The organism is Zobellella sp. DQSA1 (assembly GCF_041950555.1).
Taxonomy (GTDB): domain Bacteria; phylum Pseudomonadota; class Gammaproteobacteria; order Enterobacterales; family Aeromonadaceae; genus Oceanimonas.
Genome location: NZ_CP169531.1, coordinates 2,698,537 through 2,724,247 on the forward strand (window position 1 = coordinate 2,698,537; position 25,711 = coordinate 2,724,247).

The following is a 25,711-nucleotide window of genomic DNA, read 5'->3' on the forward strand; positions in this document are numbered from 1 at the left end:
GCAAGGGCGGCCGGGCCGCCCGCCATTACTTGTCTACCATCAGGGATTGATCGTCCAGCATGGCCTGGATCAGGGCCATGTTGCTCTCGGCACCGTAGGCACTCAGCAGGTCCAGGCTCTCGAAACGGATCTGCTGCTGATTGCCACCATCGCCATTGGGTGAGACCACCAGCAGCGTATCGCCGTTATCCAGGCTGAAGATGAGATAGTCGTTCAAGTTCCCTGACTCTTCACCATTCAGAAGCTCTCTCAGGTCGAGCCGGTCAATCCCCTTTTCAAAGTCGGTGATGGTATTGACAGAGCCGGATTCAGCGTCCACAAAGCGGAAAACATCCGCCCCTTCACCACCGGTCAGGATGTTGTTGCCCAGACCGCCAATCAGAATATCGTCACCAGCACCACCGATCAGAATATCATCTCCATCACCACCAAGCAGAACATCATTATCACTCCCTCCAATCAGAGTATTATTTCCCCCAACACCCTGGATATAAGCCTTGTTACTGCCCGAAGCCTCCAGCGTTTCATCCGCATCGGTGCCGACAATATGTTCGGTCTGACCATCGATGGTCACCGAAAATGTTCCGGAATGACTATCGCCATCACCGTCCACGACGGTGACTTCAAAATCAAGAGTTTGATCATCAGGCAGCAAGCTGGTCGAGGTGGCAGTGCCATAAAGCAGCACAGGATCGCCACCGGCATGGAAAATTTCTATACCATAAAAACCACTCACCGACGGGATCAGGCTGGTGTCTATGGTCACATAGCCAAGGCCATCCGCCCCCTTGGTGACGGTAGCGTTGATAACATGCAAAACGGTTCCATCGATCGCCAGCAAAGACAGCATGATATTGGCGGTGGTATCGCCTCCCCGGAAGTTAAACGTCAGCGTGAGTTTGTTTATTTCTTTTTTCTCGGTCGGACTGGTATTGATATCCCCATCCTTATCGCCCTCAAAAAACTCCAATTTAAGGGTATCTCCCGAATTAAACTGATTATTACCTACCCCAATACCCTGCTGGCTAGGATTAATAGAGCCCGAAGCCGTGAACCGAATATCCGTATCCACATCCTCTCCCACTATTCTCTCCGCCCACAATTCGTTGAAGTTACCAGGCAATTGTTTATTGAGTTCGAGTATCTCCGTGACCATCGGATTCGGCGTTACCAGGTTAAAATCGTAACTCCCATCCGCCCAAACCGTAAGAATAAAAAACACCTCATCCAGATCATCCTGCTCTCCGTTGGAATTGGAGTCCGCATAGGCTGTCAGTCGCTCACCAAGGTAGTTTCCGTATTCATCATAAAGGTCTTCCCTACTAACCATGATCCCGGGGAGATCATTCAGCAGTGCCAAGTTTATGCCTGACTCTATATTGTCTCCTTCAAGAAAGAAGCCATCGGCGCCGGTGATATAGTTCCAGCTCCCGAGGAAACTGGTGGATACATTGGCCACATCCAAGCTGTCAATAGAATGGATATGAGGACCATCATCCCATATGTCGATGTCCAGACTGCCCAGGGTCACCGAGCCGTCGTCGTCTTCCACCCGGATGGCGAAGCTGTCCATCAGGGTGTCGTCCGCCCCGGTACGGGTCGGGTCGGCATGCTCCTCGGTATTGCCGTCCAGGGTATACACCCAGCTGTACACCCCGCCACTCAGGGTCACCACCAGCTGACCATACTGGCCCTGCACCGTGCCCCCGCCGGTCACGTCTACCCAGTCGTTGTTAACGTCCCTGAGCTCCAGCGTCGCCAGCTCGTCGCCGCCGGTGTCGATGTCGAACACCCCCGAGGTCGATTCGTTCGGGCTGTCCGGATCGGAGCCGGTCGCCAGCGCCGCCTCTTCCACCCAGCTACGATCATCGTCGAAATGGATCACCAGCTCGGGGACCGAGTCGGGCCCCACGGTCACGGTCAGGGTGGCGGTGTCTTCATCCCCGTCGCCGTCGGTCAGGGTGTATTCGATCACCGCCTCCCCTTCAAAGCCGGGGGCCGGGCTGTATTTCACCTGGCCGTCGTCGGTGATCTCCACCTCCCCTTCGCCCGACACCAGCGTCACCGCGGTCACGGTGGCACCGTCCGCCCCCTGGGTGTCGTTTTCCAGTACATCCACCACGATGACGGTGTCTTCATCGGTTTCCGCCACGTCGTCCACCGCCACCGGGCCGTCGTCCCACACCGCGATGTCCAGACTGCCCAGGGTCACCGAGCCGTCGTCGTCTTCCACCCGGATGGCGAAGCTGTCCATCAGGGTGTCGTCCGCCCCGGTACGGGTCGGGTCGGCATGCTCCTCGGTATTGCCGTCCAGGGTATACACCCAGCTGTACACCCCGCCACTCAGGGTCACCACCAGCTGACCATACTGGCCCTGCACCGTGCCCCCGCCGGTCACGTCTACCCAGTCGTTGTTAACGTCCCTGAGCTCCAGCGTCGCCAGCTCGTCGCCGCCGGTGTCGATGTCGAACACCCCCGAGGTCGATTCGTTCGGGCTGTCCGGATCGGAGCCGGTCGCCAGCGCCGCCTCTTCCACCCAGCTACGATCATCGTCGAAATGGATCACCAGCTCGGGGACCGAGTCGGGCCCCACGGTCACGGTCAGGGTGGCGGTGTCTTCATCCCCGTCGCCGTCGGTCAGGGTGTATTCGATCACCGCCTCCCCTTCAAAGCCGGGGGCCGGGCTGTATTTCACCTGGCCGTCGTCGGTGATCTCCACCTCCCCTTCGCCCGACACCAGCGTCACCGCGGTCACGGTGGCACCGTCCGCCCCCTGGGTGTCGTTTTCCAGTACATCCACCACGATGACGGTGTCTTCATCGGTTTCCGCCACGTCGTCCACCGCCACCGGGCCGTCGTCCCACACCGCGATGTCCAGACTGCCCAGGGTCACCGAGCCGTCGTCGTCTTCCACCCGGATGGCGAAGCTGTCCATCAGGGTATCGTCCGCCCCGGTACGGGTCGGGTCGGCATGCTCCTCGGTATTGCCGTCCAGGGTATACACCCAGCTGTACACCCCGCCACTCAGGGTCACCACCAGCTGACCATACTGGCCCTGCACCGTGCCCCCGCCGGTCACGTCTACCCAGTCGTTGTTAACGTCCCTGAGCTCCAGCGTCGCCAGCTCGTCGCCGCCGGTGTCGATGTCGAACACCCCCGAGGTCGATTCGTTCGGGCTGTCCGGATCGGAGCCGGTCGCCAGCGCCGCCTCTTCCACCCAGCTACGATCATCGTCGAAATGGATCACCAGCTCGGGGACCGAGTCGGGCCCCACGGTCACGGTCAGGGTGGCGGTGTCTTCATCCCCGTCGCCGTCGGTCAGGGTGTATTCGATCACCGCCTCCCCTTCAAAGCCGGGGGCCGGGCTGTATTTCACCTGGCCGTCGTCGGTGATCTCCACCTCCCCTTCGCCCGACACCAGCGTCACCGCGGTCACGGTGGCACCGTCCGCCCCCTGGGTGTCGTTTTCCAGTACATCCACCACGATGACGGTGTCTTCATCGGTTTCCGCCACGTCGTCCACCGCCACCGGGCCGTCATCCAGGATAAAGATATCCAGGCTGGCGCTGGCAGTATCGCCATCGTCGTCGGTCACCCGGATCTGGAAAATATCGCTCAGTGTGTCCTGATCAAACACGGCTCCGGCATTGGGGTGATCCACAGGACCATTGAGGGTATAGGTCCAGGAAAAGTCGGGATTGATCACCAGAGTGCCATACAAGCCGTCTACCACGCCGCCACCGGTCACATTGATCCAATCGCCGTTTTTGTCCTGCACCAGCACTTCCAGGGCCGCCAGCTCATCGTTGCCGGTGTTGATCACTATGCTACCCTGAGTGACATGCAGGCCGCTGCCTGCCTGGCTTCCCCCTTCCAGCGCGGCTTCACTCACCCAGGAAAAGGCTCCCTCCACGCCAGGCAGCTGGGGCTGCCGGCCATCGGGATCGGTCGGCGGCCGGGGGACAATCACTATGGTGGGAATAGAGTTGGGGAGCAGGGGCTCATCAACCGGCAACAGCAGATCCAGTGTATCTTCATCCTCGAAGGCCAGCGGATTAAAGGCGGTCAGGAAGCCGGCTTCGGGTTGAACAAAGCCGCCAACCCTGTCTACCACCACAAAACCGCCGTTGCCGCTGCCCAGCCCGGCCACTCCTGCAGCCGCCGGCCCGGCTCCGGCGGCAGGGCCCGCCGCCGTTGCCTCAAACAGTTCGGTCGGATCCAGCCCGGCCAGGATGGCGGCCTGGATAGCGTCGGCTTCGGCCAGGGCGTCATTGTCCAGCGGAAGTCGGGACGCCCCTGCGGGCAGTTGAGGATTATCGTCATAAACAATGCGGGTGTTGCCGTCGGTGACCAGCAGGGTGCCCGGCAGCAGTATCTGCCCGGAGGACACCGCCCGCAGGCTGCCATCCTGGTCGATAACATAGGCCTGGCCTTCCAGCTCAAGAATTTGAACGGCTTTATCGATTCGAGTCGTGTTCATGGCTTACATCCCTATTTGCCGGCTATACCTTAAGGCTAGGGCTGAAAGCCGTTAACGTCCTGCGCAAAAAATCGGCGATTCTCTCGGAAAGAATCGCCGTTTGCTACGAAAAAATAGAACAATTAAACCAGCGGCCGGGGCGGGCTGATAAACCCTTGGTAAGCGTCTACATACAAGGTTTTCAGGATCTGGACCTGTTGTTCGGTTTCTACTCGGGTCGCGATGGTCATGGCCCCCATGTTGTGGGCCGCCCGACTCACGGCCGCCAGGAAAGCATCATCATAATCGGGTTCGGTCACCTGACTGGTATAGCCGTGGTCCAGTTTGACATAATGGGGACGAAGCGACCCCAGTTGGGTCAGCAGATCAAAGTGCCGGCCGAAATGATCGATGCCCCAGGCCACGTTCAGCGAGGTCAGAGGTACTGCCAGTATCTCCTTGCCGAAGACGAAGGCACTTTCCGGCAATTCCAGAAACAGGCGGTGCCCGCCCCCTTGATGCCGTGCCAGCAAGTCGGCCACGGCATTCCAGAAACTGGGTTGATGGCAACTTTGCCGCGTCAGGTTCACCGCCAGTTTAAGCTCGGGTTGGTCCGCCAGCAACGCCAGTGCCCGGTCGAGAATATGGAGATCCAGCCGTTCCCCCAGCTTGAATTGCTCCACCACCGGTAAGAACTGGCCGGCACCGAAGGTGACATCGTCTTTGCGAATATGGATAAACAGCTCGTCATGGTAGTGCTCTCCGCTGAAGTCCAGTACCGCCTGGGTACTGAGCTCGAAGGCGTCCTCATCCAGCGCGGCTTCCACCCGTTGCTTCCAGGCCAGGCGCCCCATGCTGTCTCCGGCCAGGCTGCGTTCGACCACCACGGCGCCGGTATGCTCCATTCGCGCTTTATTCAAGGCGTTGTCGGCTCGGGTCAGCAACCGTCCGACATCGTCCCCCGGTTGCACCACCGCCATGCCGACCACCGACAGCTCCCGGCCATTGACCGGATCAATCACCAGATCGGCGATGGAACGGTTGATCTCCTCCCCCAGCATCGCCAGGCGCTCCGCATCGGATTCCGGCACCAGCATGGCGAACTCATGGGCGGATATCCGCGCCAGAGTGTATTCACCAAAACGCCGGCACAACTGCCGCAGGCTGCCGGCAATCGACTGGATCATCTGATCCCGGGCGGAAAATCCTTCATTCTGATAAAGATGTTCCAGCATATCCACCGAAATAAGGATCACGGCCCCGCCTGTCGCCTCGCCGACCCACGACTGGCTTTGGGAGACAAAATAAGCCCGGTTGCCCAGCCCGGAGGTTTCGTCCAGAAACGCCTTGTGCCGCAGCCGCTCGGCTTCATCCGCCTGCTCCCTGAACTGAACCTCAAGCTGACCGGCCATCCGGTTGATGGCGACGACCACTTCTCTCAGTTCCCGGGTCGCGGGCAACGGTATGGCTTTACCGAAATGATGCAGCTCTATTTCCCGAGCCTGAACCTCGATATCGTGCAACGGCTTGAGCAGGTAACGCAGAGCCAGTACCAGCAGACCCCACACCAGCGCAAAGCACAGCAGGAACCAGGTTGCCAGCCTGCTCATGCCCTGCCACAACTCGTAATAGGCCTGGCCTGAGTGCCCCTCTACATAGAGATGACCCAGTTGCAGCCAGCCGGAGGTCAACACCGCTTCGTGCCGGGCTCCCTCGAACAGGCCCAGACCGATAAACCAGGCCGGTACCTGACGCGGCGCCGCCGTGTGCTCCCGTCGTATCTGTTGATCGGCCGCCAGCAGGTCCAGACGAACCAAACGATAGAAGCCGCCATCGAACACCGCATTGATCACCGACTCGGCGCCCAGCGCATCACTGGTTTCAAGATAGGGCGTCAACGCCAGCCCCAGCGAGGTCACCGTATTGATGACCGAGGTCTGTTGCTGCTGCGCCAGGTAATTCCTGGTGGAGTTGAACTGCACCGAATAAGCCGTGACGAACAGCATGGCGAAAAGCAGCAGCATGGTCATCAGGAGTTGTCGGTAAAGGGTCATAGTTATCCATCCAAGTTTATTATTGGTCGCTGCAGTCGCTTTATGTCGGCTCGGTTACGCACGTCATTCCACAGCGACAATCGCGATGCCTGACCGGCCAGTTCGCCTTGCCCTCGCTCCCGCATCAGCCACAGGTGCTGACCGTTGAAACTGTAGATAGGCTCGAGATCGCTGCGTTCGGTCGCTGCCCGGATGGTTCCCTCCAGGTTGTCCAGGATCAGCGGCACGGAAGAGGGGGTCGGATAATAGGCGACCACCATATGGAACTGATTGAGATGCAACGCCTTGACATACACCAGCCGCAATTTGCCGTCGTCGATGCCCAGCTCCAGCAGGGAGAAATATTTGGCGATACTGAAATCCTCGCAGTCGCCACCGCCGGCCCCCAGAAACTCAAGCGGCGTGGCCCAGTAATCCTCTTTGCCCCACAGCCGGATATCATCGATAAAATGCAGTCGGTTAAAGAAGATATTGACTCGGGACAGGGCCTCCCGATCGCTCCATCCGGCCGCCTGTCCAACCCGGATCAGTTGTCGCCAGCCCTGGGTTCGCCGGGCCGCTGGTTCACCGTAGAATTGACGGACCACCGTGATCATGTTGTCGTCTTCCCGCAGCAACGACTGGGCCGGCAGCCCGAGCACCAGGCCCAGTACTGCCAACCCGCACAGCAGGAAGACTGATCGCCTCATCGAAAAAGATCGGCATCAACGCTCAACGCTGTATACGTTCCAGCGCATTCTTACCCCTTCCCGGGAACTGGCCAAGGCGCCCACCACCCTCCGGTTGGCGGCAGCCGACTGCTCGTCGGCACCCATCAACACCGGTCGGGTATCACCATAGCCGATGATCTCCAGCCGATCGCCGCCGACGCCGGCCTGCATCAGGGCCTGACGTACCGCTTCGGCCCGCCGCTTGGACAACGCGATGTTGTAGTCATGACTGCCAACCTGGCTGGCATGCCCTTCCAGCAATAACCGCAGGTCGGGGTTCGTCGCCATAAAAGAAGCCATCTGGTTGATTTCAGACTGATACTGGGAAGTGATAACGGAGCGGTCATGAGCGAACAGCACGATCAGATCCTGTTGCAACGCCTGGCTTTCACCACTATGGCAGCCGTCGTTATCCACCGAAGCGCCTACCGGTGAGTCCAGACAGTTGTCCCGGGCGGTGATCACTCCGTCCCGATCGAGATCGGTCAGATCATAGGCCGGAACCGTTTCTCGTTCGGGTTCGGTGGTCAGGGTGCAGGCAACCAGCGGGAAGATCAGAGCCAACAAAGTCCATGTTTTCATCGTGCATCTCCTTATTGTTAGTTGCTTGCCTGCCATTGCTCGGGCTGGGTAAAGCGCAGCGCGCCCAACAGCTGCCCGGTGGCATTCATGATGCGGTACTCCGCCAGCAATTGATCGTACTCGGCATTGATGTAGGAACGGCGTGCCTCGAACAGTTCGTTTTCGGTGTTGAGCACATCGAGCAGGGTACGGTTGCCGAGAGAAAACTGCTTCTTATAAGCATCGACGGTGTTATAGCCGGCCTCCACGTGCTGGCGCAGGAAATCTTTCTGCCGGCCAAGGGATTCATAGGCCGCCCACGCCAGCCGGGTGCCCTCGCCCACCTGGCGATGGGCATTCATATGAATGTCTTTCGCCTGCATTTCCAGGGCGGAGGTAGAGCGGCTACGGGCGACGTCGCCCCCCCCGTTGAACAGGTTGTAGCGCATCCGTACCATGGCGGTAAAGTCATAGTTATGACCCCGGACTCCGTCGATGTCGTCATTCCAGTTCTTGTCCAGTTCCAGGCTGACATTGGGGTAGAAACCGGATTTGGCGTCCTCATGCTGATAGCGGGCCGCCTCTATATCGAATGCGGCCGAACTCAGGGTAGGGTGATTCTCCTGGGCCCTGGCCAGGGCGTCAGCCAGGGTCGAGGGCATGAAATTGGCGTCGGGCTGGGGTTGACGCAAATCATCCGGCATTTGGTTGACCAGGGAGATAAACCGGCTTTGGGCATCACGCAGGTTGTTCTCGGCGGCGGTCATATTGGAGTAGGACCTGGCCACCCGCCCCTGGATCTGCGTAAAGTCGGCGGTAGACCCCACCCCCGAGTCGGTACGGCGCTGAATATCGGAAAAGATCTGCTCGTGCGTTTCCAGATTACGCCGTGAAAGTTCAACGATTTCACCCTGACGCAAAACATCCAGATACACTTCGGCCACCCGCAGCGCGATGTTTTCCGCATCGGACAGCAGGGCATAACGCTGGGCATCAGCTTCGGCCTGGGTTCGGCCGACATTGCTGGAAGTCTTGAAGCCGTCGAACAACATCTGTCGCAACGACAGACCGGCTTCCTTGCGGGTCAGGGTCTTGTCGGCCCGGTCGCCACCATCCCGGGTACCCGGACTGTCGGTATACTCATAACCGATACCGGCATTGGCATCCAGCTTGGGCAGATAACCGGCAAACGCCGCATCCTGCTCATATTGCCTGGATTGGTAGAGGTGGAAGGCTTCCTTGACCTTGGGATGGGTCATCAGGGTCTGGGTCACCGCTTCCTCCAGGGTCTGAGCCTGCAGCGGCAGCACCAGCGATGCGCCGACCAAGACTGCTACAGTCGTTTTTTTCATTGTTGTTACTCCCTTTTAGAATCAACGCTCTCGCAAAGCGTCCTGTCTTGCTCTCAATATGGGTTTCAGCAGGTAGTCCAGTACCGTCTTTTTACCCGTTATGATGTCTACTCCCGCCTGCATCCCCGGGATGATCATCAAGGGCGCCTCCTCGGCCCCCAAAAAGCTCTCCTGGGTGCGAATGGTGGCCAGAAAAAAGGTATTGCCCTCATCATCCTGGATGGAATCGGCACTGATTTTTTCCACCTCGCCCAAAAGGCCACCATAAATAGTGAAATCATAGGCGGTAAATTTGACCATTGCCTCCAGGCCGGGGCGTAAAAAACCGATATCTTTCGGCAGGATACGAGCCTCGACCAGCAGCGTATCCTCCAGCGGCACTATCTCGACCAGATCCATACCCGGCTGTACCACTCCCCCGACCGTGTTTACTTTCAGGGTCTTGATGGTGCCCTTGACCGGTGAAGTGACCAGGGTTCGCCTGACTCTGTCCTGCAACCCCACCTCCCCCTCCTGCAATTGGGCCAGCCGGTTGCGGCGATCGTTGAGCTCCCGCTGCGCCTCGGACCTGAAGGTCAGGGCAATCTCCTTGCGCTTGAAGATCGTCTCCCGCAGCGAGGCGTCAAGCTTGGGCAACAACAAGCGTGTCGACTCCAGTTCCCCCTGCATTTGATTCAACTGACGCTCAAGCCGCAGAATTTCCACCTGGGGTACTATGCCTTCACGGGCCAGAGGGCGACTCATGTCCACTTCCCGCGCCGCCAGAGACACCCCCCGCTGCAGGGTGCGCACCTTGGCATTGGTCTCGATAACTTCCTGCTCCCGCTGCTCTATCTGATTGCCGAGAATGGACAACTGGTTTTGTACAAACCCCAATCGCTCCTCAAACAGGGCCTGCTGTATTTCAGACTGCCCCGGGTATCGCGTCCGGAAGTCATCGGAGAACACCAGGTTGCCCCTCTGGACCTTGACCTGCTCCCGCCAGACCAAGCTGGTATCCTCCCTGATGGCCATTGCGGCCACTTCGGCTTCCAGCCGTCGCACATCCCCGTGCAAGGCCGCGATTTCCTGGCCTCGTTCACGCAGATCGGAAAGGAAACGGGTATCATCGATCAGCAGCAGGGATTGTCCCTTTTCCACCTGCTGGCCTTCCCGGATATACAGCTCCCGGACTATGCCGCCTTCCAGATTCGACACCACCTGGATTTGCTGCGACGGGATCACTGTCCCCGTACCCGAGGTCACTTCATCCAGCTTGGCGACACGCGCCCACAACAGGGCCACCACCACAAACAGCAGCATGCACCACAGCAGTGCCCTGGCCCCGCGCGGGGTCGTGAGCAACAGCGCCGCCGTCGTGTCATTGGTGTAATCGAGCAGCTCGGGGGGAAGTGCTTGCCTAGCCATTGCTGGCCTCCCGGTTGCGCACCTTGCCGGATTTCAGTTGCTGCAGAACCTGGGCCTTGGGTCCGTCGGCGACGATCTGGCCCTGTTCAAGCACGATAAGCCGATCCACCACTTCCAGCATGGAGGTACGGTGCGTGATCAACAGCAGGGTCTGCTCCGCTTTGAGCTTCGCCAGTTCCTGGCGGATATACTGCTCGGAACGGTTATCCATGTTGGACGTCGGTTCATCCATAATCAGCATCACGGGATCATTCAGCATCGCCCTCGCGATCGCCACCGCCTGGCGCTGACCGCCGGACAGCTGGCGCCCGCCCTCCCCCACCTGACGGTCCAGGCCGTCCGGATCCTGATTGGTAAACAAGGTGACCCCCGCCCGCTGGGCGGCCCGGAGTACATGGAGTTCATCCGCCAAGGGGTTGGCGATCACAATATTGTCTCGTATGGAACCAAAAAACAGGGTCACATCCTGGGGGACGCAGCCGATGTTGCGACGAAGCGCCGCCGGCTGCAGCTGACCGATATCGATGCCGTCGATGCGGATAGCCCCGTCGGTGGGCTTGTACAGACCGACGATCAAGCGCTCCAGCGTGGTTTTTCCCGAACCGATACGGCCGATAATGGCCACTTTTTCTCCGGCCTCGATATGCAGCGATAATTGGTTAATCACATTATGCTCGGAGCCGGGGTACTTGAAAGCGACCCGATCGAACAGGATCTCTCCCCGGAATACCGGATGGTGGATATAGCGCCGACCGTGCTCCTGTTCATCCGGTGCCGCCATGATCTGCTCCAGTATGGTCATGGCCGACCTTGCCTGGTTATAGCGGGTAGACAATACCGACAACTGCACCATGGGAGAAATGGCGCGACTGCTCAGCATCACCGCGGCAATCAGCCCCCCCATGGACAGCTGGCCGGCGGCAATCAAATACACGCCCAGCACAATCAGGCTGACGGTGGTCACTTGCTGGGTCACGTTGGCCAGAGTGGACACGGAGTTGGTCAGCCGCCGGGTTTTCATGGCCCAGTTGGCGATATGACTGACCGCCTGTTCCCAGCGGTGCTGAAAGGCCCCCTGGGCACCGAACAGTTTGATGGTTTCCAGCCCGGCGATGCCTTCCACCAGGTTGGCGTTTTTCTGGGATGCCAGACGGGATCCTTCCTCGATACTGCGTTTCAAGGGCCTCTGGACCAGCAGGCTGAAGGCGGCCAGCAACAAAATCGCCAGGATGGGCACCCACACCATTTGGCCGGCAAAGACCCAGATGATCAGCAAGAAGATCAGGGTGAAGGGTATATCCACCAGGGCGGCCACGGTGGCCGAGGTCAGAAAATCCCGCACCGACTCGAATTCCTGCAAATGCCTGGCAAAGGCACCGGTAGAAGGCGGCCGAGCTTCCATCCGCATCCCCATCACCTTGGCAAAGATCTGTGCCGACAGCAGTACGTCCGATTTCTTGCCGGCCACATCGATAAAGTGGCTGCGCAGCATGCGCATCACAAAGTCGAACAGGAAGACGATACCGGCCCCGATAGCCAGCACCCAGAGCGAGTCGAAGGCCAGGTTGGGGACTATCTTGTCGTACACATTCATGGTGAACAGCGGCGTCACCACCGCGAACAGGTTGATCAGCAGCGAACCTGTCAGCACATCCCGGTAAATGGAAGATGAACGCCGCAGGGTCCCCCAGAACCAGTGCCCGTCGTGGTGACCCAGCACCTTGGGCGAACGTTCGTCGAAACGAAACTTGGGCTTGGTGAACAACACCCGGCCGCTGTGGCTGGCCTCGAGCCGGTCGAGGGACAGCCACTGCTCCGCTTCCTCCGACCCCGGCAGCATCACCTTGCAGTGGGCCCGGGCGGGATCCGACTCCAATAACACGCAGGCGCCGCCTTCTTTCAGCAGCAGAATGCAGGGCAGCAATAAATCCGATATCTCGCGCACGGCCTGGGCGGCATGGTGCACCGACAGTTCGGCCCGCTCGGCCGCCCGGGAAAACAGCAGTGGAGTCAGCTTTCCCTCCGGCAGGGGCAAGCCGGAGACCAGCGCTTCTCCCTGGTGGGGATGGCCATAAAACTTGGTCAGGAACACCAGGCTTTGCAGCAGGGGATCCTGGTTCATCGCATGACTGTATTGCATTATGTCGTGTATCCTTACACTTACTGCAAAATCAACATGCCGACATCAGGCTTGAAGTGTGTTCAACTTATCAACAGTATAGAAAAGCCCACCGGCCCTGGCCTGTACACGGAAGTCGGTTCCCACCGACTCGCCCCAGCCACCTTTGCCTCATATCATCCTTGAGTACGGGGTCCTTCCTGTTCGGCCTCGACGGCTTTATCTTGAAATCTAGTCGGTTATCGGAAATACACCAACCCGACCTGCTGCCGGGTCATTTCCAAGTGGAGCTTGCAGGCATAAAAATACCGGCGCTGAGGCCGGTATCGGGGATTGCCGAAAGGTAACGGCAATAACTTACAGTACGTCGATGGCGTTCAGCTCTTTGAATGCCTGCTCCAGGCGGGCAATCATGCTGCTCTGGCCTTCACGCAGCCAGACGCGCGGGTCGTAATACTTCTTGTTCGGCTTGTCTTCGCCATCCGGGTTGCCGATCTGGCCCTGCAGGTAGCCTTCTTTCGCCTTGTAGTAGTTCATCACGCCCGCCCAGGTCGCCCACTGGGTATCGGTGTCGATATTCATCTTGATCACGCCGTAGCCGATGGACTCCTTGATTTCCTCGGCGGAAGAACCGGAACCACCGTGGAACACGAAGTTCAGGGACTTGGCCGGCAGGCCGAACTTCTCGGACACGTACTTCTGGGAATTGTCCAGGATCTGCGGGGTCAGCTTGACGTTGCCCGGCTTGTATACGCCGTGCACGTTGCCGAAGGAGGCGGCAATGGTGAACTTGTCGCTGACGGCGTTCAGCTTCTCGTAGGCATAGGCCACGTCTTCCGGCTGGGTGTAGAGCATGGAGCTGTCCATGCCGGTGTTGTCCACACCGTCTTCCTCGCCACCAGTGCAGCCCAGTTCGATCTCCAGGGTCATGCCGATCTTGCTCATGCGCTCCAGGTACTTGGCGCAGATTTCGATGTTCTCTTCCAGGCTCTCTTCGGACAGGTCGATCATGTGCGAGCTGAACAGCGGCTTGCCGGTTTCGGCGAAGTGCTTCTCACCGGCGTCCAGCAGACCGTCGATCCAGGGCAGCAGCTTCTTGGCGGCGTGGTCGGTGTGCAGGATCACCGGCACCCCGTAGGCTTCGGCCACCGCGTGCACATGCTTGGCACCGGAGATGGCGCCGAGAATGGCAGCCTGCTGGCCTTCCAGCTTCAGGCCCTTGCCGGCGAAGAAGGCGGCACCGCCATTGGAGAACTGTACCACCACCGGGGCTTTCGCCTTGGCAGCCGCTTCCAGCACGGCGTTGATGGAGTCGGTCCCCACCACGTTGACCGCCGGCAGGGCAAACTCGTTGGCCTTGGCGATGGCGAAGATCTTCTGCATGTCGTCGCCGCTGACCACACCCGGTTTTACTACATCAAAAATTTTCTGGGACATTCTCTTGCTCCTGTTGAAATTCGGGCGACCGGAGTGAGCCGGCCGCTTTAAATGGATAAGGTTAACTCAGCCCTTGGCTCGCTGCTCGAGCATGGCCACCGCCGGCAGGGTCTTGCCTTCCACGAACTCGAGGAAAGCGCCGCCCCCGGTGGAAATATAGGAAATCTGGTCCTTGATCCCGAACAGGTCGATGGCCGCCAGGGTATCACCGCCACCGGCGATGGAGAACGCCTCGCTCTCGGCGATGGCTCGGGCCACGATTTCGGTGCCACGACGGAAGTTTTCGAACTCGAATACCCCTACCGGACCGTTCCAGATGATGGTCTTGGCATTTTTCAGGATATCGGCCAGGCGCTGGGCAGACTCGTCTCCCAGATCCAGGATTTCTTCGTTGTCGGTCACTTCCGATACCAGCTTGATGGTGGCCGGGGCGGTTTCGGAGAATTCGGGCGCGGTACGCACATCGGTGGCCAACGGAATATCACAGGTTTCCATCAGGCGCTCGGCTTCCGGGATCAGGTCCGGCTCGTACAGGGACTTGCCCACGTTGTGGCCGGCGGCGGCCACGAAGGTGTTGGAAATACCACCGCCCACCACCAGTTGATCGGCAATCTTGGACAGGGACTCGAGCACGGTCAGCTTGGTGGATACCTTGGATCCCCCGACCACCGCCACCATGGGCCGGGCCGGGTTATCCAGCGCCTTGCCCAGGGCTTCCAGTTCGGCGGACAGCAGCGGGCCGGCACAGGCCACGGGGGCAAACCTGGCCACACCATGGGTGGAGGCCTGGGCCCGGTGAGCGGTGCCGAAGGCGTCCATCACGAAGACGTCGCAGAGGGCAGCGTACTGCCTGGACAAGGCCTCGTCGTCTTTCTTCTCGCCCTTGTTGAAGCGCACGTTTTCCAGCACCACCAGCTCACCGGCGGCCAGGTCGACGCCGTTCAGGTAATCCTTGGCCAGGCGCACCGGAGCATCCAGCTTGGCGGCCAGATAGTCCACCACCGGCTGCAGGGAGAACTCGTCGGCATATTCGCCCTCGGTGGGACGGCCCAGGTGGGAAGTGACCATCACCTTGGCGCCTTGAGCCAATGCCGCTTCGATGGTAGGCAGCGAGGCCAGGATACGGGCATCGGAGGTGACCTTGCCATCTTTTACCGGTACGTTCAGATCGGCGCGGATCAGTACCCGCTTGCCGGACAGATCGAGTTCATTCATTTTGATGACTGACATAAAACGTCCTCTATTAAAGTACTAGTGTTTTTTAGAAACGGTCTCAGCGGCCGCCAGCCAGGCCAGGCTGGTATCGAGCATCCGATTGGCAAAACCCCATTCATTATCGCACCACATCAGCATCTTGATCAGATTGGCGTCACTCACCCGGGTCTGGGTGCCGTCGATGATGGAGGAATGGGGATCATGGTTGAAATCGACCGACACCAGCGGCGCTTCGGTATAGCCGAGAATGCCCCGGAGCGGGCCTTCGGCGGCCTGGCGCAGTACCTGGTTGACGGCCTCGACGGTGGCCTTGCTCTCGACGATCACGCTCAAATCCATGGCGGTAACGTTGATGGTGGGCACCCGAACGGAAATGGCCTCAAATTTGCCGGCGAAGTGGGGCAAGATGCGCTCTACTCCCTTGGCCAGTTTGGTGTCAACCGGGATGATGGACTGGCTGGCAGCCCGGGTCCGGCGCAGATCCGAATGATAGGCATCGATCACCTGTTGGTCATTCATGGCTGAGTGAATGGTAGTAATATTACCACATTTTATATTAAAAACTCTGTGCAATGTCTCAATTACGGGCACCACACAGTTGGTGGTACAGGAAGCATTGGACACAATAGTTTCGTTGCCGGTCAGTTGTAGGTGGTTTACACCATAAACGATGGTGGCATCCACATCATTGTCGGCCGGGTGGGAAAACAGCACTTTTTTCGCCCCTGCCGCCAGGTGCAGACCTGCATCGGCCCGGCTCGACAGCACACCGGTGCACTCCAGTACCAAATCGACCTCCAGTTCGGCCCAGGGCAACCTGGCCGGATCCGGCTCGTGACACAAGCGGATCACATCATCTTCTATTTCAAAGGCGCCCGGCAGCAGGCTCACCTCATGACCGAAACGGCCATGACTGGAGTCGTAACGGGTCAGGTGGGCCATGGCCTCGGGATCGGCCAGTTCGTTGATGGCCACTATCTTCATATACCGGTGCAGATCACGTTCGTAAAAAGCCCGTAATACACTGCGCCCAATACGGCCGTAGCCGTTGATGGCTAGTCGAATCATTACTTGTTGTTCCTGCTGGGCTTAAAGGCGGCACCGGCATATTCGCCTCCGGTGCGAAATACAGGCTCAAGTCTAACGGGGATTGAAAGCAAGGGGAATGGCTGGGAAGCAGTTTGCAGCAGTCGCGTCGCGTCTTCGGTGCAAGCATGAGCACACTCCGTTTGGCGGTAGCAGTTTGCCGCATCCTGACTGGTTCACCGCCGGGTACGGTGCCGGACGGCGGTAAACTACACCACCTCCAGCGCCTCTTCCGTCCCCATCACCGGTAGCTCGGGCGCATCTGCCTGACGCTGCAACCAGAGCAGTAGTTGCACCGGGTAGCAATCGTCCACCGTCTCACGGCAGGGCGACGACAATTCTGATGGGGATGGGGTGACACGGCTCGGCATTGGCGTATAAGGCATCGTCTCGTCCTCGGGAATGGAATCCGCCCCAGGCTAACGTTTCCGGTTGACGTTTCAATGACAATGCCCCTGGCGGGCTCAACGCGCTACGATAACGGATTCCTCTTCGGCACCGGCTTCCGGCTCGGGAAGCTCCAGATCCAGTTGGCTGGCCTGGGCCTGAGCGATTTCCTCCTGCTCCAGATCCGGGAACACATCCTCCATGGGCACATCCACGAACTCTTCATTACGGGGGTCGAGCTCGGTGATGACACCCGCCGTTTCGACCGGTGTGGGAATATAGTGGGCCTGATCGGCCACCGCCACCGTCTTGCTGCGCAAGCGCCAGATCCAGGCGTAACAGCCCAGCAGAAAGGCCACGCCGGCACAGCCGTAGTAGAGCCCCTGGGCACCCAGCCAGGTCATCATGCTGGAGCTGAACAAGGGCCCGAGCGAACTGCCCAGGCCATAGCTCAGCAGCAGGGTGGTGCTGGCCGCGACGATATGCTGGGCTTCCATCCGGTCGTTGGTAATGGCCACCGCCACCGGGTAGATGGAAGCCACCATACCCATATAGAGCGCAGAAAACCCGATCAACAGCCACAGATGGTAATGGCCGGCAAACACCACTCCGAGGGCGCTCAGGGTAATGATGCCGTTTATCCAGATCATGATCTTGCCCCGATCCAGACGGTCGCAGAGGCGACCGAGTGGCCAGGCAAAAAGAATGAAGGTAAAGACCGAAACCGCCATAAAATAGGACAGCTGAGCCACCGGCAAGCCGACCTGGATGGCATAGACCGGCGCCATGGAGTAGAAACTGCTGATCAGTATGCCGCTGCACAACGCCGCCAGCAGCCCCACCGGCGCATCCCGGATAATGGCTTTCACGCTGATACGCTCATTATGCTCTATGGTAGGCGCCGCCATGCGGGTCAGCGACAGGGGCACCAGGGCTGCAGTCAGCACTATGGCCCCCAGGGTAAAGGGCACGAAAGCGGCGGGATCGGTAAGACCGATCAGCAGTTGGCCGGCCGTCGCCGCCAGGTAGGCACAAATCTGGTAGGCGAAAAACAGGGTGGCCCTGTTGTCGTTGGTAGCCACAGCGCTGAACCAGCTTTCGATCACCACGAAGCTGCCGGCTACCGCCACCCCGCTCAGGGCCCGGAGCAACGCCCAGAGAATAATGCTGTCAGTCAGCGGAAAGATCAGGGTAGAACTGGCCAGGAAGGCACTGAACACGGCAAAGGCACGGATATGCCCCACCCTTTTGATGATCCGGGGGCCATAAAGGGAGCCCAGCACAAAGCCCACCGAATAACACACCATGATGCTGCCGATCAGGGTCGGTTCAACGCCTTTCAATCCCAGGTTGACCCCGAGCAGGGTCATCACGAAAGTATTGCCGCCCACCAGCAGGAAGACACTGAAAATCAACGAAGAAAGCGAAATGACCAGACGTTTTATCATGAGAGGCCGCTGTCGGTATGGCTGAACGAAATGAGCTGATAGGGTGACAGGAAAGCAATCTCGTTAACAGTGCCCCCGGCGGTTTTTATCCAGCCTGCCCACGATAATTCGGCATGGAGCCATGAAAAAAAGTCATGGATAAAAAATCCCCGGACAAGCCGGGGATAGTCAGTCACGACGGGCGTTTAACCCTGGGCCTTCAGCTTGCGCCGGTAGGCGTGCAGCAAAGGCTCGGTGTAGCCGCTGGGCTGGGTTGTGCCCTCGAACACCAGGGCACAGGCGGCCTGGAAGGCAATGCCGTCGAAGCCCGGTGCCATGTTGCGGTACAGGGGATCGCCGGCGTTCTGCTGGTCGACGATGGCGGCCATGCGCTGCATGGTTTCCGTCACCTGCTCCTTGCTGCAGATGCCGTGGCGCAACCAGTTGGCGATGTGCTGGGCGGAGATGCGCAGGGTAGCGCGGTCTTCCATCAGGCCCACATCGTTGATGTCCGGCACCTTCGAGCAGCCCACGCCCTGATCGATCCAGCGTACCACGTAACCGAGGATGCCCTGGGCGTTGTTGTCCAGCTCCTGCTGGATGTCTGTCGCGCTCAGGCTGGCCGGGTCGGCGAGCAGCGGGATGGTCAGAATATCGTCCAGGCTGGCCGGAAAGCGGCTCTTCAGCTCGTCCTGGCGCGCCTGTACATTCACCTGGTGGTAATGGGTGGCATGCAGGGTAGCCGCGGTGGGCGACGGGACCCAGGCGGTGTTGGCACCGGCCAGGGGGTGCACGATTTTCTCTTTCAGCATGTCGGCCATGTTGTCGGGGATGGCCCACATGCCCTTGCCAATCTGGGCCTTGCCCTGCAGACCGGCGGCCAGGCCCACGTCCACATTGTTGTTTTCGTACGCCTGGATCCAGGCCTGCTGCTTCATGGCCCCCTTGCGTACCACGGGGCCGGCTTCCATGCTGGTATGAATTTCGTCGCCGGTGCGATCCAAGAAGCCGGTATTGATAAACACCACCCGCTCACGGGCCTCGTAGATACAGGCCTTGAGGTTGGCGCTGGTACGACGCTCTTCGTCCATGATGCCGACCTTCAGGGTGTTCTTGGCCAGGCCCAGCACCTGTTCGACACGGCCGAACAGCTCACAGGCGAAAGCCACTTCTTCCGGACCGTGCATCTTGGGCTTGACGATATAGACACTGCCGGTACGGGAGTTTTTGAATCTGCCGTTGCCCTTGAGATCGTGGAGGGCGATCAGGCAGGTTACCAGACCGTCGATAATGCCTTCGGGCACTTCGTTGCCGTCCTGATCCAGCACTGCCTCGTTGGTCATCAGGTGACCCACGTTGCGCACAAACAGCAGGCTGCGGCCGTGCAGGCTAAACGTCTCGCCCTGCGGGCTGAGGTATTCCCGATCCGGGTTCAGGGTACGGACAATGTCCCGGTCACCCTTCTGGACCTTCTCGGTCAGGGTGCCCTGCATCAGGCCCAACCAGTTGCGATAGACGCCGACCTTGTCTTCCGCATCCACCGCGGCCACGGAATCTTCGCAGTCCATGATGGTGGACAGGGCAGATTCCAGCAGCAGATCCTTGATCCCCGCCTTGTCGTCCTTACCCACCGGATTGTTGCGATCGAACTGCAGCTCGATGTGCAGGCCATTGTTACGCAGCAACACGGCCACGGGCACGGCTGCATCACCGTTATAGCCGGCGAACTGCTCGGCCCGGGCCAGGGTGGTTTGCTCAGCGTTTTCCAGGGTGATCCGCAATTGGCCGTCGACCACCCGATAGGCGGTGGCGTCCGCATGGCTGCCGTTTGCCAGCGGTGCGGCCTGGTCCAGCAGGTTGCGTCCCCAGGCAATCACCTTGGCGGCCCGGCGCGGATTGAAGGCCTTGCCTTTTTCGGCACCGTCGGTTTCGGAAATGGCATCGCTGCCATAGAGGGCGTCGTACAGGCTGCCCCAGCGCGCGTTGGCGGCATTCAGCGCATAACGGGCATTGTTGACCGGAACCACCAGTTGAGGACCAGCCAGGGTAGCGAGCTCGGCATCCACGTTAGAAGTGGTGATAGTAAAGTCGTCGACCACCGGTAGCAGATAACCGATGTCCACCAGAAACTGCTTGTAGGCAGCAGCATCATGGGACTGGCCGGCACGAGCCTGGTGCCAGTCGTCGATCTGACGTTGCAGTTGCTCCCGTTTTTCCAGCAAAGCGCGATTTTTGGGTGCCAGATCCTTGACGATCTGCTCCATACCGGCCCAGAAGGCGGCAGGTTCAACGCCGGTACCGGGAATGATTTCATTTACTACCAGATCATGAAGAACGGTAGCGACTTGTAAAGTGCCGAGGTGAATACGTTCCGTCATAGTTGCTTCTTCTATTGTAGTTGTCAGTAGTTATGTATAGACCGTTTGTTAACCCTAATTGCTTGGGAGCCACAGTTTACCCTGTGAAGGGACAAACTGGCAAAGCAGAATTGCAATATTTGGTCACACAATCTTTACAAATTGTGCATAAACAGTCGCTAAATTTGTGATACGGCTGGCAATTCAATGGTATAGCCCCTTGACCTATGCAAAAGTGCCACAATGAGAAAACGCTAAACACCATGAGTCCCATCACTTACAATTCGAGACGAGCATCCCGTCGATACGGGTAACCGGCGCTCTGTTCCAATCCACCAGCATCTGGGTCCCTTATGGAAAAACCGTCCGTTTCGCCTATCCGAACGTCCCTGTCCCTCAGCCTGGAGACTCGTTCCGGCAAACATCACTTTCCCTCTTCCTTCTGGAACATGCCCCCCCGTCTGCTGTTTTTCTATTTCTTTATCGCCTTCACCTGGATACTGGGATCGGACATTCTGGCCAACAAGCTGATAGCCCACTACGGCCCCGGCCTCGACTGGCTGCATACCGCCAAGGGGATCGGCTTCGTACTGGTCAACGGGCTGGCCCTGTATGGACTGAGCCGTTATCTGATCAATCAGGCTTGGCGAGCCCACGTGCGTTTGAATGACTCCGAACTGGCTTTCAGAAGCGCCTTTATCGACAACCCCACCGCCATGTGGGTGTATAAAGCCGATGACGGCAAGATGCTGGAGGCCAACCAGGCGGCCTGCCTGCAGTATGGCTATACCCTGCACGAATTTCTGAACCTGACGCCACACCGCCTGAGCGGCGGCCTGGCATTACGCTTCCAAAACGGCCTCCAGAATCATCGGCATCGCCAGGGCAATCTGATGATTATGGAACTGACCGTCTATGCCATGCGTTACCAGGAGACCCAGGCCCAATTGGTGCTGGCCCGGGACATGACCGGCAAGATTCAGGCCGAACGGGCGCGGGCCCAGAGCGAAGCCCGCTTTACCGAACTGGTCAGCAAGGTCCCGGAGGCCTTCTGGGTGTTCGACGTGGAACAGGGCTCCCACCAGTACATCAGCCCGGCCTTTGAAACCATGCTGGAAATCAACCTGCACCAGCTCAAGCAGGACAGCAGCCTGCCGTTCAGCCGCATCCACCCGGAAGATCTGGAAACCGTTGAGCAGACCCTGGTCGACTCCCCCGAGTCGGCCATCGAGCTGGAATACCGCTGGTTTACCAGGCAAGGCAACCAGCTCTGGCTGCTGCACCGAACCTATCCGGTGTTCGAGCAGGGGAAAATGGTCCGGGTGATCGGGGTGCTCAGCGATATCAGCCACGAAAAGGCACAGCAGCAACAACTCTATGAGCTGGCCAATTTCGACAGCCTCACCGGCCTGGCCAACCGCATCAATTGCCACAGTTACCTGACCTCGGCCTGTACACATGCCGCCCCCTTTTACCTGCTGCTGCTGGGGCTGGACCGGTTCAAGCAAATCAATGACAACCTGGGCCACGACACCGGCGATGAATTGCTGAAACAGGTGGCACAACGGCTGGAAGACGTGCGCGAAGGACAAGGGCTGCTGGCCAGACTGTCAGGCGATGAATTTGCCCTGATCGTCCATCACCAGGATCAGAGTGCCAACGCCCGGGACTGGGCCGACCAGCTTAACCGTGCCCTGGCCCTGCCCTTCAGCCTGACCAGCAATACCCTGTTCATCACCGCCAGCCTTGGCATCGCCTGCTTTCCCGAAGACGGCCGGGATCCGGACACCTTGCTGCGACACCTGGATCATGCCCTGGCCCAGGCCAAGCGTCAGGGACGCAACAGCATCTGCTTTTACCAGCATCCCGCCAAAACCACCTTGCCCATCAGCAAGGTCACCCTGGAAAATGCCCTTCGCCTGGCCTGGGAAAACAAGGAATTCGAGCTCTGGTACCAGCCCAAGATGAGCATCGGCAGTGGCCGCCTGGCGGGTTTCGAGGCGTTATTGCGCTGGCATCTGCACGGAACGGGGCCGGTATCGCCAACGGTGTTTATTCCCATACTGGAGGACACCGGCATGATCATTCCGGTGGGCTACTGGCTGATCGAGCAGGCCTGTACCGATCTGCGGCAATTGGCCGACCTCGGCATTGAAATGCCCGTTGCGGTCAATATCTCCGCCCGCCAGCTGACCCAGGACGATTTTGCCGAACAAGTGCTGGCGAGGCTGGCGCATCATCGTCTGCCGCCGCAGCGGCTGTCGCTGGAACTGACCGAAAGCTCGCTGATGCAGGAGCCGACCCGCGCCGCCGGCATCCTCGGCAAATTACGCCGGGCCCAGATGTCCATCGCCATCGACGACTTCGGCACCGGTTATTCGAGCCTGAGCTACCTCAAGCGCTTCCCGGTGGATACCCTCAAGATCGACCGCAGTTTTATTACCGAGGTGGAACAGGATGCGGACGACCGCAGCATAGTGGACGCCATCATCCGCATGGCCCACGGCCTGTCGATGACGGTAGTGGCGGAAGGGGTGGAGACGCCCGAGCAGGCCGCCCTGCTGCGCCAGCTCGACTGCGACCAGATCCAGGGCTACTGGTATGCCAGGCCCATGCCCCTGGCGCAGCTGACTGCCTGGCTGGCGGAGCTGCGACAATAACCAAGAAGCCCGCACCGGGCGGGCTTCAGTTGGCTATGACAACGCTTACTTCATGGTCGGCATGGAGAACTCGGCGCTCTGCTGGGGTTCGGACGGCCAACGGCTGGTCACCGTCTTCATTCGGGTGTAGAAGCGCACGCCATCGGGGCCGTGTACATTGAGCGGACCGAAGACGGAACGCTTCCAGCCGCCGAAGGAGTGGAACGCCATCGGCACCGGGATCGGTACGTTGATGCCCACCATCCCCGCCAGCACGTCATGGCTGAACTGGCGGCCGGCGTGACCGTCGCGGGTGAAGATGGCGGTGCCGTTGCCGTATTCATGGCTGTTCACCAGCTCCAGGGCCGAGGCGTAATCGGGCACCCGCACCACCGCCAGCACCGGGCCGAAGATTTCCTCCTGGTAGATGGTCATCCCCGGGGTCACCTTGTCGAACAGGGTGCCGCCCACGAAGTAGCCGGCTTCATGACCCGGCACCCTGAGGTTGCGGCCATCCACCACCAGTTCGGCGCCCTCTTGCTCGCCCTGATCGATATAGCCCACCACCTTGTCACGGTGCACCGCAGACACCAGCGGCCCCATGTCGTTTTCCTGGCCCTCGACCATGCCGGGACCAACGCGCAGGGCTTCCACCTGGGGCTTGAGCCTGGCGATCAACTGGTCGGCCACCTCGTCGCCCACCGCCACCGCCACGGAAATCGCCATGCAGCGCTCACCGGCGGCGCCGAAGGCGGCGCCCATCAGGGCGTTGGCGGCCAGGTCCAGATCGGCATCGGGCATGATCACCGCGTGGTTCTTGGCACCGCCCAGGGCCTGGCAACGCTTGCCGTGAGCGCTCGCGGTACTGTAAATGTATTCGGCGATGGGGGTGGAGCCGACAAAGCTCACCGCCTGCACCCGGTGGTCGGTCAGCAACACGTCCACCGCTTCCTTGTCGCCGTGCACCACGTTGAACACGCCGTCGGGCAGGCCCGCTTCCTTCAGCAGTTCGGCCAGGCGCACGCTGGTAGAAGGATCCTTCTCGGAGGGCTTCATCACGAAGGTGTTGCCGCAGGCGATGGCCACCGGGAACATCCACATGGGCACCATGGCCGGGAAGTTGAACGGCGAAATGCCGGCGCAGACCCCGAGCGGCTGCATCAGCGAGTTGCTGTCCACCCCGGTGCCCACGTTGAGCGAATGCTCGCCCTTGAGCAGGTGGGGGATGCCGCAGGCGAACTCCACCACTTCCAGGCCACGGGTCAACTCACCCACCGCATCGGAGTAGACCTTGCCGTGCTCGTTGGAGATCAGCCGCGCCAGCTCATCCATGTTTTCTTCGAGCAGCGCCTTGAACTTGAACAAAATACGGGCACGGCGCAACGGGCTGGTGCCGGCCCAGCGCGGGAAGGCCTTCCGGGCGGCGTGGATGGCGCCGCGCACTTCGTCCGCCGAGCTCAGCACCACTTCACGACTCTGCTCGCCGGTGGCCGGGTTGTAAACGGGTGCGGTACGACCGCTGTGGCTTTCGGTGATCTCACCGCCAATAAAGTTCAGTACTTGTTCCATGCTAGGTGTCTCCGTTACAGCAAGCCGGCGTTCCTGGCGAACGCATGTAAGTTGTTATGGCCCAGGGTGGCGTAGGTCAGGGGGTGGGCGACGGACGGATCCTGCTCGGCCTCCACCACCAGCCACCCCTGGTAGTCGTTGTCTTTCAGCACCTTGAACACCGCCGGGTAGTCGACGCAGCCGTCGCCGGGCACGGTGAAGGCGCCGTCCAGCACCGCATTGAGGAAGCTGGAGTTGCGGTTGCGAGCCTCCTTCAGGATATTGGCGCGGATGTCCTTGCAGTGCACATGGTTGATGCGCCCGGCCCAGCGTTGGGCCACCGCCACCGGGTTGCCGCCGGCGTAGGTCATGTGACCGGTGTCGAGCAGCAGCCCCACTTCGGGGCCGGTGTGCTGCATCAGGGCATCCACCTCGGCTTCGGTTTCAATCACGGTGCCCATATGGTGGTGGTAGGCCACCTGTACGCCCTGGCTTTGGGTGTAGCGGGCAAACTCGGTGAGTTTGGCGCCGTACTCTTCCCAGCGCTCGGCAGGGAAGTGCGGGCGCTCGGTGACCGGCTTGCTCTGGTCGCCGTGCACGCAGCCGGTGACTTCGCAGAACACCATCACCTTGCAGCCCATGGCCTTGAGCAACTGGAGATGCTCCTGCACCGCCTCGATTTCGTCTTCCACCGAGCGCTGCAGCAGGTAGCCGGAATACCAGCCGGAGACCAGCTCCAGCTCATGGCGCTGCAGTATGGGCTTGAGCAGCTCGGGATCCCGGGGGAATTTGTGGCCCAGCTCGAAGCCGGCGAAGCCGGCCTGCTTGCCTTCGGTCAGGCAGGTGGCGAGCGGGGTGTCGCCGCCCAGGCTCGGCAGATCGTCGTTGGTCCAGGTCAGGGGGTTGATGCCCAGTTTTACGCTCATGATGTTCTCCAAAATTCGGTTCTCCCT

Annotated in this window: 16 protein-coding genes; 1 reads left to right on the forward strand and 15 read right to left on the reverse strand. The window is 59.7% G+C overall.

The genetic code is table 11. The features are described 5' to 3' along the window. Positions 1–25: 25 nt before the first annotated feature. The 13 genes from ACEVBK_RS13025 to ACEVBK_RS13085 all read right to left on the reverse strand — a co-directional run bounded on the left by ACEVBK_RS13025 (position 26) and on the right by ACEVBK_RS13085 (position 20,592). Positions 26–4,480 carry a retention module-containing protein gene (locus ACEVBK_RS13025; RefSeq protein WP_375055367.1) on the reverse strand — a complete coding sequence of 1,485 codons (4,455 nt, stop codon included), beginning with the start codon at positions 4,478–4,480 and terminating at the stop codon, positions 26–28. A gap of 122 nt (positions 4,481–4,602) precedes the next feature. After that, positions 4,603–6,513, reverse strand: coding sequence for an EAL domain-containing protein (locus ACEVBK_RS13030; protein ID WP_375055368.1), 1,911 nt, complete (start codon positions 6,511–6,513; stop codon positions 4,603–4,605). Positions 6,514–6,515: 2 nt separating this feature from the next. Continuing rightward, entirely contained in the window at positions 6,516–7,202 is a 687-nt protein-coding gene (locus ACEVBK_RS13035; protein WP_375055369.1) for a transglutaminase-like cysteine peptidase, read from the reverse strand. 15 nt (positions 7,203–7,217) lie between these two features. Next, positions 7,218–7,805, reverse strand: coding sequence for an OmpA family protein (locus tag ACEVBK_RS13040; protein ID WP_375055370.1), 588 nt, complete (start codon positions 7,803–7,805; stop codon positions 7,218–7,220). A gap of 17 nt (positions 7,806–7,822) precedes the next feature. After that, positions 7,823–9,136, reverse strand: coding sequence for a TolC family outer membrane protein (locus tag ACEVBK_RS13045; protein WP_375055371.1), 1,314 nt, complete (start codon positions 9,134–9,136; stop codon positions 7,823–7,825). A 21-nt stretch (positions 9,137–9,157) separates the two neighbouring features. Next, positions 9,158–10,543: an HlyD family type I secretion periplasmic adaptor subunit gene (locus ACEVBK_RS13050; RefSeq protein ID WP_375055372.1), complete on the reverse strand. Its 1,386-nt coding sequence runs from the start codon at positions 10,541–10,543 to the stop codon at positions 9,158–9,160. Further along, positions 10,536–12,683: a type I secretion system permease/ATPase gene (locus ACEVBK_RS13055; RefSeq protein ID WP_375055373.1), complete on the reverse strand. Its 2,148-nt coding sequence runs from the start codon at positions 12,681–12,683 to the stop codon at positions 10,536–10,538. The genes ACEVBK_RS13050 and ACEVBK_RS13055 overlap by 8 nt, the downstream gene beginning before the upstream one ends. Positions 12,684–13,019: 336 nt before the next feature. Then, positions 13,020–14,099: a class II fructose-bisphosphate aldolase gene (fbaA, locus tag ACEVBK_RS13060; RefSeq protein WP_375055375.1), complete on the reverse strand. Its 1,080-nt coding sequence runs from the start codon at positions 14,097–14,099 to the stop codon at positions 13,020–13,022. Positions 14,100–14,165: 66 nt separating this feature from the next. Beyond that, on the reverse strand, positions 14,166–15,329 hold the full coding sequence (gene pgk / locus ACEVBK_RS13065; RefSeq protein WP_375055377.1) for a phosphoglycerate kinase: 1,164 nt from the start codon (positions 15,327–15,329) through the stop codon (positions 14,166–14,168). Positions 15,330–15,350: 21 nt separating this feature from the next. After that, positions 15,351–16,382 (reverse strand): erythrose-4-phosphate dehydrogenase, encoded by a 1,032-nt coding sequence (gene epd, locus ACEVBK_RS13070; protein ID WP_375055378.1) that lies wholly within the window; start codon positions 16,380–16,382, stop codon positions 15,351–15,353. 227 nt (positions 16,383–16,609) lie between these two features. After that, on the reverse strand, positions 16,610–16,786 hold the full coding sequence (locus ACEVBK_RS13075) for a hypothetical protein (protein ID WP_375055379.1): 177 nt from the start codon (positions 16,784–16,786) through the stop codon (positions 16,610–16,612). A gap of 78 nt (positions 16,787–16,864) precedes the next feature. After that, entirely contained in the window at positions 16,865–18,235 is a 1,371-nt protein-coding gene (locus tag ACEVBK_RS13080; RefSeq protein ID WP_375055380.1) for an MFS transporter, read from the reverse strand. Between the two features lie 185 nt (positions 18,236–18,420). Further along, positions 18,421–20,592: a malate synthase G gene (locus tag ACEVBK_RS13085; RefSeq protein WP_375055381.1), complete on the reverse strand. Its 2,172-nt coding sequence runs from the start codon at positions 20,590–20,592 to the stop codon at positions 18,421–18,423. 428 nt (positions 20,593–21,020) lie between these two features. Between ACEVBK_RS13085 and ACEVBK_RS13090 the strand changes: the two genes are divergently transcribed. After that, positions 21,021–23,231 carry a putative bifunctional diguanylate cyclase/phosphodiesterase gene (locus tag ACEVBK_RS13090; RefSeq protein ID WP_375055382.1) on the forward strand — a complete coding sequence of 737 codons (2,211 nt, stop codon included), beginning with the start codon at positions 21,021–21,023 and terminating at the stop codon, positions 23,229–23,231. 45 nt (positions 23,232–23,276) lie between these two features. Here ACEVBK_RS13090 and ACEVBK_RS13095 read toward each other — a convergent pair whose 3' ends face one another. Both ACEVBK_RS13095 and iolE read right to left on the reverse strand, forming a co-directional pair. Further along, entirely contained in the window at positions 23,277–24,779 is a 1,503-nt protein-coding gene (locus ACEVBK_RS13095) for a CoA-acylating methylmalonate-semialdehyde dehydrogenase (protein WP_375055383.1), read from the reverse strand. Positions 24,780–24,793: 14 nt separating this feature from the next. Continuing rightward, complete coding sequence (iolE, locus tag ACEVBK_RS13100) at positions 24,794–25,684, reverse strand: myo-inosose-2 dehydratase (protein WP_375055384.1); 891 nt, start codon at positions 25,682–25,684, stop codon at positions 24,794–24,796. Positions 25,685–25,711: the final 27 nt, after the last annotated feature.